The sequence below is a fragment of the Armatimonas sp. genome, from assembly GCF_964826245.1.
Map to the genome: position 1 here is coordinate 1 of NZ_CBAYMC010000184.1, position 9,023 is coordinate 9,023.

8 protein-coding genes are annotated in these 9,023 nt (G+C 59.2%); all 8 read right to left on the reverse strand.

Annotation, left to right across the window (positions count from 1 at the left end; genetic code table 11):
• Positions 1 to 819, reverse strand: an 819-nt coding sequence (locus AC1XOS_RS16060) for a substrate-binding domain-containing protein (RefSeq protein WP_481963236.1), incomplete at its 3' end; no start/stop codon positions are given.
• A gap of 36 nt (positions 820 to 855) precedes the next feature.
• Positions 856 to 1,668 carry an ABC transporter ATP-binding protein gene (locus tag AC1XOS_RS16065; RefSeq protein ID WP_481963237.1) on the reverse strand — a complete coding sequence of 271 codons (813 nt, stop codon included), beginning with the start codon at positions 1,666 to 1,668 and terminating at the stop codon, positions 856 to 858.
• Entirely contained in the window at positions 1,665 to 2,444 is a 780-nt protein-coding gene (locus tag AC1XOS_RS16070; RefSeq protein WP_481963238.1) for an ABC transporter permease, read from the reverse strand. The genes AC1XOS_RS16065 and AC1XOS_RS16070 overlap by 4 nt, the downstream gene beginning before the upstream one ends.
• 8 nt (positions 2,445 to 2,452) lie before the next feature.
• Complete coding sequence (locus AC1XOS_RS16075) at positions 2,453 to 4,264, reverse strand: OmpA family protein (protein WP_481963239.1); 1,812 nt, start codon at positions 4,262 to 4,264, stop codon at positions 2,453 to 2,455.
• 55 nt (positions 4,265 to 4,319) lie between these two features.
• Complete coding sequence (locus AC1XOS_RS16080) at positions 4,320 to 5,087, reverse strand: hypothetical protein (protein WP_481963240.1); 768 nt, start codon at positions 5,085 to 5,087, stop codon at positions 4,320 to 4,322.
• 28 nt (positions 5,088 to 5,115) lie between these two features.
• Positions 5,116 to 5,970 (reverse strand): hypothetical protein, encoded by an 855-nt coding sequence (locus AC1XOS_RS16085; protein ID WP_481963241.1) that lies wholly within the window; start codon positions 5,968 to 5,970, stop codon positions 5,116 to 5,118.
• A gap of 158 nt (positions 5,971 to 6,128) precedes the next feature.
• A complete protein-coding gene (locus AC1XOS_RS16090; protein WP_481963242.1) occupies positions 6,129 to 7,478 on the reverse strand; it encodes a DUF1552 domain-containing protein in 1,350 nt (449 codons plus the stop codon).
• Between the two features lie 60 nt (positions 7,479 to 7,538).
• Positions 7,539 to 9,023, reverse strand: a 1,485-nt coding sequence (locus AC1XOS_RS16095) for a DUF1592 domain-containing protein (RefSeq protein WP_481963243.1), incomplete at its 5' end; no start/stop codon positions are given.

Consider the following 9,023-nt stretch of genomic DNA (forward strand, 5'->3'; position numbering starts at 1 on the left):
ATTGATCCCAATCCCAATCACATTCTCGGGCGCGATAGATTTTTGCTCGGTGGCGCGGACAAAGCCCAGCACACCATCGTCATTGGACGAGTACGCGACCCAGTGCTTGATCTCGGGGTGCTGGGTGAGGATAATATTGGCGGCATTAACCGCCGTTTCCATTTGTTGTGGTTTTTTCCAGGCGCTGAGAAAGAAGTTCTTCTCCGGCAGCCCCGCCGCTTTGAGAGACTCACTCGCGCCATCGGTGCGCTGCTTGCAGGACTCGATCTCGTCGACCGTGAGCACCGCCGCCCCGACTTCCGCTAGGTTCCAGCCACGCTTCTTGGCTTCTTCGGCGAGGGCTGTCCCCACGCTCTTGCCGATCTCAGAGGCGGAGATTCCGAGGTAGGCAACATCGGTGAGGGGCTTGCCATCTGGGCCCAGAAGCCTATCGTCCACGGTGAGTAGCTTCAGGTTCTTCTCTTTGCACTTGGCCACAATTGTCGCACCCAGCTTGGTGTCGGGGGTGCAGATAATCAGGCCCTGAGCGCCCTGCGTGGCAATATTGTTGATCGCACTGTCCACCCCCTCCGCGTCTTTGGCCTCGATCTTGATCAGCGTAAATCCGTATTTTTTCGCGGCCTCGTCGGCGAACTTCCACTCGGTCTGGAACCAGGGCTCGGCGGAGTCTTTGACCACAAAGCCAATCTTAACATCGGACTTGGGCGCATCGACAGCGGGCTTGTCGCCCCCGCTCGCTGCCGGAGGGTTGCTACTCGGGCACCCGGTGAGCGTCAGTGCCCCCAGGGCTGCCATCATCAGAAAATATCGTCGCTTCATACTGTCTGAGTTCCACAGCCAAAGCCGATTTTCCTGCTATAGTCTTGGGAAGAGGGCGTGGATCTCAGCGAGGACACGCTGATACTCGGGGTCGCCTGTGATTCCCTCACGCCAGGCAAGGCCACAGGCCATGAGATCGAAGACTTTTTGGACACGTGCGCCGGGGATAGGATTGCCCACTTCGTCGCGATCTCTGCCCAGAAGCCAGAGGGTGTCGCAGGTCTCGACAGCGGCCTCAATGTCGTGGGTCACTAAGACAAAGGTCGTCTGTTCATCCACCGCAGCCGCCTCGCCAAGAAGCTTGATGACATTTTGAACCGCAACCGGGTCGAGGCCAGAGAAGGGCTCGTCCATGAGAACAAGAAACTCGGAGCAGAGGAGCTGCTGGGCAATGGCGACACGCTGGCGCTGGCCGCCAGAGAGCTGGATCGGGTATTTCTTGGCGTGCTCTGCCATCCCAAAGCGCTCCAGCAGGTTCATCGCCTTGGCCGCATCGTTGTCCGTGGCGACTAAGAGATTGGAGAGAACGGTGCGGTGGGCAAAGAGTGGGTAGTCCTGCGCCACGACACCAACCGTGCCGCGTTTCACGGGATGGCCATCGGCTCCGAGTAAGACGCGTCCGCTGGTCGGCTCCATCAGGCCCGCCAGAATCCGAAAGAGCGTCGTCTTGCCCACGCCCGACGGCCCGAGGAGGCCCACGATCTGGCCTTGCTCGCGTCCGGGGACATGGACGTTTTTCACTTCTGCGTTGACCTCTTTTAAGATCGGGCGGCCACTATAGCGATGCGAGATGTTCTCCAGCTTGAGCAGTGTCTCCCGAACTTCGTAGATGGTGCTGGCTGTGCTCATGCATCGCTCCGCTCTTTGTTTAAGTCCGCCCAGGGGCAGACAATCTGGCGCAAGAGACCCAGAGCGTAGTCCTGGAGTAGCCCGACAGCGAGCACGAGAAGCTGGATCGCAAAGACTTTATCCATGTGGAAGTACTTGCGCTCGATGTCGAGCTGCACGCCGAGGCCACCCTCGCTACGATAAAGCGCCTCGACCATCGGCAGGAGCGTCCAGCCAATCGCGGCGTTCTGGCGAATAGCGTCGAAGACTTTATCCAGCGGCCCACGAATCACCACCTCCCAGACCACGCGCCACTCGGAAAGGCGAAGCGTTCGGGCATAGTCGTACTGCGATCGTGGAATCTCGGCGATAATGGCGAGAAACGACGTCAGCAGAAACACGCTGATCCCGAGGGTCATCATGGCGAGCTTCACGGGTCTATCGCTGCCAAAGGCGAGCATGAAGACCACGGAGAAGCCGACGAGCGACAAAAAACGGCCCCGCGAGATCACCAGCGCCAGTGGTCGAAAGATCGGGAGAACGGTCAGGTAGGCTAGTCCCAAAGAGAGTAGCGTCGCCAGGCCGAGTGACTGGAGAAACAGCCCGAAGCTGGTAAAAAGCTCCGTCCCTATGCCACCGCGCCAGAGCCCACCGAGCGCTGAAAAAACCTCGCCAGGCTGTGGCAGCACTTTTAATGTCGAGGTCAGCCAGATGACTAAGAAAATCACCGCCTCCCCGAGCAGAATCAGACGAAACGTGGTCGGGGAGATGACTTTGTTGGGAGTAAAAATTCCCATGTTTTTTCTTAGTTGGCTCTTAGAACGATCTCAACACGACGGTTTTTGCTTTTGCCATCTTCGCTCGTGTTTGGCGCAACGGGCTGGGTCTGTCCGTGCGAGAATACCTTGATCCGGCCTGTCGGGAAGTTTGCAGGAGCGGTTTTCTCTAGCCAAGCTTTCACCGCAAAGGCGCGTGCCTCCGAGAGCTGCATGTTCTTTGTGGGGTCACCAACATTATCGGTGTGGCCATGAATCTCGACTGCCGTGTTCGAGGCAACCAGCAGGCTACTCTTGAGCTTCTCCAAGTCTTTGATGGAGGTTGGGTTAAACTCCGCCTTGCCGGTCACGAACTGAATCGGCCATTTTCCCTCCGAGAGCTTGGCTTTCGGAGCACTACCGGTGCTGACCTTGGGCACTAGGTTGGTCTTTGCCACCGTGACGGCGCCGCTACCAGCACCTGCAATCACGGCTTTCAGGTAGGAAAGATCCTGCACCTGCTCTGCCGAAGGGTAGCCACTGACCACTTCCGGGTACTGCTTCACGACCAGATCACCAAAGACTTTGTAGACGGCGGCGTAGAGATTGGCAGAGCCGGGAGCAAGTCCGAACGTGTAGGCCGCATCCGAGATGTTGTTGGCACGGGAGCCGCCTAGCTCGACATCAAGGCCCGTCTTGTCTTTCTCCACGACGCCCTTGTAGTACTTTTTCCAGTAGGCGGCATCGCTCTCTTTATAGACAGCCGCGCTGATCTCCGCTGCCTGCCCAAGCGCTTGATCGCTCTTTTGAACGGCTTCGCCGCCCGAGAGTGCGGCCTTCAGCAAGCCTTGAACCAGCTTCGGGTTCGCTTTGCACCACTTATCCACCCCGATAATCACGCAGGGCATCTGGCTGGCGTACTCTTTGGTGGAGACGATCGAGACGAGGCCGCCTTTTTTCTGGGCAACATTGACATCGCCGGGAGTCCAGGTGACCACGCCGTCCACCTTGATCTTCATGGTCTGGCCGGTCTTCTTGCCGTTGCGCACCACGGGACGCTCCTCGGTGTAGCCGGTGATGTACTTTTCCCCCGCGTCTAAGTAGTCGCCGGTATTGATCCAGTTGATCGCATCGGGGTCGTAGGTCTTCTCATCGGGGTTGGTCTTGAGGTCGTTGTCGCCGATCCACTTCTGCGCGATATTCCAGTCACCGTCGCGCAGGACGCCCGCAACGACGCCGCCACGGGCGCTCTGCGGGTCTTTCTTCCAGTCCACAGGCCCCATGAACTTGTCCTCACCACGAGAGAAGCCAATCGCGCCGATCACTTTGGGGCGGTACTCTGGCCCGATCTTGGCGAGCGCATCGTCCACGCCTTTGAGAAACGCCGCAGAGCCGTCGCCCATCACCGTCACAAAGTGCGCCCCTGCCGTCGGGTTTTTCTCGCCCTGTGAGAGCTTGGTCGCAAAGGTCACCAGCGCCTCGGTGAGCTTATCGTTCATGTCTTGGCGCGCGAATTTTAGGTTCACGCCGTTCTGACACATCAGGCTGCCCTTGGTGGATTGTGGGCCGCCGTTGGCAAAGTGTAAGCCCATGTGCGCGTTCCAGGCATAGCCCAGAAGCCGCACTTCTGGCAAGTCCGTACAGCCAGGTTCACGACCAGGCATGACGACGGGGCCTTCATCAGGTTTGTTAGGATCGGTGCCCGGCACTCCACCAGGGAGATCCAGCTTATCGCCTTTCACCGAGGCTTTCTCGGTTCCAGCAGGAACCAGCTTGCTACCAAAGAGGCGGTAGGCACCCGCGGCACCTCCGACGACCAAGAGAAATATAACCGCTTTTCCAGCGGGAGTGAGTTGTGGCATTTCTTAGCATCCTTTACTTTCTAAAGTGAGATCAGACCCTGTATGCTCCAAAAGGTTACGAGGCATATCTCGAGGGGCCGGTATCCAGGCTGAAAAACTCTAAAATATCGTCGATTTTATCGGCCTCGGACTCGCACCGGGCTTGTGCGGTGGCGAGCTGCTGCTGGATGCTGGCGACAATGGCCTTTTGCTCTTCTATCCGCGCTTGGAGCGCTTCGATCTCGGCCTGGGCATAGCTGACACGCTCCGAGGTGACTTTCTGCAAGTCCGTGACATAGGCTGAGAGGGCGGCGAGCTTGCGGGAGGCATCGGCGACAATGGTCTCGGCGCTGGCTCCCATGGTCGCACCCATCGTGGTGAGAGTCGCGGCAACCATCTGGCGCTGCATGTCTAGGGAGAGCCCGGCGGGGAGCTTGCCCAAGAGCTCGCGGGTCTGCTCGGCACCGAAAGACACACTGGGGAGCTTGGCACCGGCGTAGATCGCCTGCACATCCACGTTGCCATCGGGGAGAAGTGCGCCTGAGGTCTGCTCGGCGGAGACCTTGATCTCGTCTAGGTTGGGGCCATCACTCTGCCGCACAAGCTGCTCAATGGTCTGAGGGAGCGGGGGAGGAGTCGCCGCGCCCACACCTGCCGCAATCGCCTGGGAGCGTTTCTCAATATCGGCAAGCTTCTTGTCTAAGTCCGACATCTCCGCGCTAGGAGCAGGGGCGGAGGTGGGGATGGGACTTGAGAAGTTGCGCGGTGCGGGCTCTTCTTCCTCGCTTTCGGGCATCACCACAAAAAGCCCGACAGCTTTGCGAAGTTTATCAGCAATTGGCATAGAGTTGTTTTACCTTACAAATCATAGATCATAGATCAAAGCGACGCGACATATCATCGTAGGCCGCGATTTCATCTAAAAGATTGGTCATGGCATCGGTTTGCGTGACCACGCCCTCAATATCCGCGAGAACTTGCTCCGGTGGCCTTGCGCGGATCTGGTCGTTGATCAGGCCAAACGAGTCCTCCAAGAGCTGCATCTGGTGGCCCAAGTTCGTTAAGATTCGCCCGATCCGCCCGACATACTCATGGCGCTGGGTGAGCACCTCTTTACGCTTGTCGAGAACAGCCTGCGTGTTGGAGTCTTCCTCCGACTTGCCCTCGATCTGCGCGATCTCATCGTCGAAGCGCTCCTGAATGGTGGTCACCATCCGGCGGGCACGGTCTTCGTTGGGAATTGGCGGACCATCTTTGTCGCGCCGCTTGCTCTTCAGCCCTACCACCACTTCGGCGTAGACATTTTCGAGATACTGCGCAAACTCCACCTCGCGGCGGGCAAACATTAAGAACTTCTCCAGCAGATAGTCCAGCTTGCGGCAGACCTCCCGCATCCAGTTCTCATTGGAGAGCGCATGGCCATCGAGCTGCGTGCGAATATCCTCTAGGCGCGTGAATCGCTCTTGGACATTCTCCGAGATCACCAGAAAGACATCATCTCTAAGCTTCTTGCGCCGCGCGGTCACTTCCGCATCGAAGCGGTGGGCGAGGCGCTGCTGGTACCAGCGGGAGTCGGGGACAAAGAGCAGATAGGCCGCTTCTGCGACCACCCCAAAAAGTAGAGGAAGAGGATTGAGAAGCGCTGCCGAGAGAGCCGCAGCCCCCGCCAGCCCGACGACGTTGTAGTTCTCCTTAAATGCTTCGGCCAGCCGATTCTTACGTGCCATTGAGCTGTATTTTAACACGAATTGCCCCGCCGGTTGGAGCGGCGAGGCTGGAGAGCACTTCGTGCTACAAAGGGCGTGCCGCCCATAGGGAGTGCATTATGGCCGGAACGGCCTTTGTAGCTTTAGCTCTCTAGTCCCGCCGCTCCAACCGGCGGGATCTAAAAGAGCTGCTGAACCTTGCCGGTGGAGTCGCCGAGGGTCTCGCCGGGGACGCCGAAGCGATCCAGCATGGTGATGAGCAAGTTCGTCATCGGGGTGCCATTTTTATACTTGATGTGCTGACCGCCCTTGAGCGTTCCACCCGCGCCGCCTGCGATGAGCAGTGGCAGGTCGTCGTGGTTGTGCCGGTCGCCGTCGCTGATCCCGCCGCCGTAGACCAGCATGGTGTTGTCGAGAAGCGTGCTCTTGCCCTCTTTGACACTCTGCATCTTCTGGAGGATATAGGCAAGCTGCTCCACATGGAAGCGGTTGATCTTCTTAAGACTCTCCAGCTTCTCCGGGTTGCGGCCATGGTGCGAGGTCTCGTGGTGACCGTCGTTGATGCCGATCTGCTTGTAGGCGCGATTCGACCCCTCGTTGGCAAACATAAAGGTCGAGATGCGTGTGATGTCGGCTTGGAAGGCCAGCACCATCATGTCCCCAAGCAAGCGCACGTGGTCTGGATAGTCGGGCATCCCGCCGGACATCCGGGCCTTGAGCGCCTCGCCGCTGACCCCCGTCTCCTTGCCCGCTTTCTCCAAGAACGACATGCGCCGCTCGATCTCGCGGATCCCCGTGAAGTACTCGTCCATCTTGTGGCGGTCGTGCGCCCCTAAACGTCCCTGGAGCGACTTGGCATCTTCCAGCACAAAATCTAAAATGCTCTTATTGTTGAGCTTGCGCTGCTCGCGTGCCTCGGCGCTCTCGTTCACATCTTCTCCACCAAAGAGCCGCTCAAAGACGAGGCGCGGGTCGGTTTCTTTTGAGACGGGGGAGTTCTCGGTGCGCCAGGAGATCGTGTTGGAGTAGGCGCAGGAGTAACCGGAGTCGCAGTCGCCTGCCAGCCCGCCGCGCTCACAGCCGATCTCCAGGCTGGGGAAGCGAGTGAGAGAGCCACGCTTGGCTGCCGCAAGCTGATCCGCCGAGAGCCCCACTTTGATATTGGCACCACTGGTTTTCACCGGCTTGCAGCCTGTCAGCCACGCCGCCGCCGAGCGCGCATGGTCGCCGCCGCCATCACCGTGCGCAAAGGCCCAGTTCTGGGTGAGGCCGGTGAGCACATTGAAGTGATCTTTTAGCCCTGCCAGAGGCTCCAGTGCGTGTGGCAGCGCTCCCAGAGCACCTTCGGTGGCGGGGGTCCAGTGCGCCATGTTGATACCGTTGGGCACGAACAGAAACGCCATTCGCAGAGGCGCTTCGCCCTCGCTCTTTCCCGTCTGGGCAAAGGCAATCGCTTCCAAGTAAGGCAGAGCGAGTGCCACGCCCGCTCCTCGCAAGAGCGTCCGTCGTGTCATGTTTGCATTTTTCATGGTGTTTTCCAATTATACTTGAAGTTGTATCCCCTTCGCTTGCCGGAGGGGGTCGCCGTCTCAGCGGCGGGGGGAGGTGGATTCATCCCCGCGCCGCTCGCGGAAGGGCTTGCTGGTGATCACTGCCTCCACCATCGCGGAGAACTTGTGGTTTTTTGCTGCGACGCTCTTTGCCATCGCGTCTAGGTTACATCTATCGGTGCGCTCGACACCACGCCCCAGAGCATAGGTGAGTAGGCGCTCAGTCATCGCCTTGGTGAACTGGCTTTTCTTGCCCAGTAGCACGCGCTTGAGCTCCTTGGGGCCGGTGAACTTATTGCCATCGGGGAGCGTGCCACTGACATCCATGGGCTTGCCCGCATCGTCGGTGCGCCACTTGCCAATCGCATCGTAGTTTTCCATCGCCAGCCCAATCGCATCCATCTGCGCATGACAGCTGGCACAAGCGGGGTTGCTCCGGTGAATTTCCAGGCGCTTTCGGAGATTTTCGGCCTCAATCGGCTTGCCGGGAGCGTCCAGAGCGGGGATATTAGGCGGCGGCGGTGGGGGCGGTGTTCCCAGGAGATTTTCCAGCACCCACTTGCCACGCTTTACCGGCGAGGTGCGCCCCGGATTACTGGTCAGCGTCAGCACCGAGGCCATAGAAAGCACGCCGCCACGCTGCGCTCCTTGGAGTGCTACCCGCCGGAACTCCTCTCCCTGAACTCCCGGCGTGCCGTAGTGCTTGGCCAGAGCCTCGTTGAGGTAGGTGTAGTCCGAGTCCAAAAACTCTAGGACACTGCGATCTTCCTGGACGATACCCGAGAAGAAAAGCTCGGCTTCCGTGCGCATGGCGTTGCGGAGCGGGTCGTTGAAGCTGGGGAAACGCGCGGTGTCGGGCTGCACAACACTCACTTTACGCAGCTGGAGCCACTGCCCAGCGAAGTTCTCCGCAAGTGCACGGGAGCGTGGGTCTTTGAGCATGCGCTTTGCCTGGGCCAGTAGCACCCCCGGGCTTTGGAGCTTCTTCTGATCCGCCAGCCCCAGTAGCTCGTCATCGGGCAAAGACGACCACAAAAAGTACGAGAGGCGCGTGGCTAGCTCAAGGTCGTTGAGCTGCCGCCGGTAGCTGGGGTCATCAGGCTTGGCATCGGGCTCGGGGCGGAACAAAAAGCTCGGCGAGACGAGAATTCCCTGGAGGGCAAGCTGAATCCCTTTTTCAAAAGACTGCTTTTGCGCCTTTGCCAGCCGCGAGAGCCCGATCAAGCGGGTGACTTCTGCCTCGGTCACAGGCCGACGGAACGCGCGGTGGGCCAGCGGAGCCAGCACGGCCTTGGCGGCACGGTTCCACTCGGCATCGCTGGTATCGTCGGGCGTGTCAATCACGATCTTGCGGTGGGAGAAAGGCAGCTCGCGCCGTGCGGTGCTATTGATCACCTCAGGCGATGCCTCGATACTAACAGACTCAATGTAGAAATTGCGGTCACGACGGCCCTCAGGGAGCTTTTCGTCGTAGGCATCGTTGAGGAAAGCAACCCCGATTTTCTGCTTACCCGCCTGCTCAAT

Bases quoted from the DNA above. Each gene is read 5' to 3' on its own strand.
- AC1XOS_RS16065 (WP_481963237.1), bottom strand. From the start codon at position 1,668: ATGAGCACAGCCAGCACCATCTACGAAGTTCGGGAGACACTGCTCAAG.
- AC1XOS_RS16070 (WP_481963238.1), bottom strand. From the start codon at position 2,444: ATGGGAATTTTTACTCCCAACAAAGTCATCTCCCCGACCACGTTTCGT.
- AC1XOS_RS16075 (WP_481963239.1), bottom strand. From the start codon at position 4,264: ATGCCACAACTCACTCCCGCTGGAAAAGCGGTTATATTTCTCTTGGTC.
- AC1XOS_RS16080 (WP_481963240.1), bottom strand. From the start codon at position 5,087: ATGCCAATTGCTGATAAACTTCGCAAAGCTGTCGGGCTTTTTGTGGTG.
- AC1XOS_RS16085 (WP_481963241.1), bottom strand. From the start codon at position 5,970: ATGGCACGTAAGAATCGGCTGGCCGAAGCATTTAAGGAGAACTACAAC.
- AC1XOS_RS16090 (WP_481963242.1), bottom strand. From the start codon at position 7,478: ATGAAAAATGCAAACATGACACGACGGACGCTCTTGCGAGGAGCGGGC.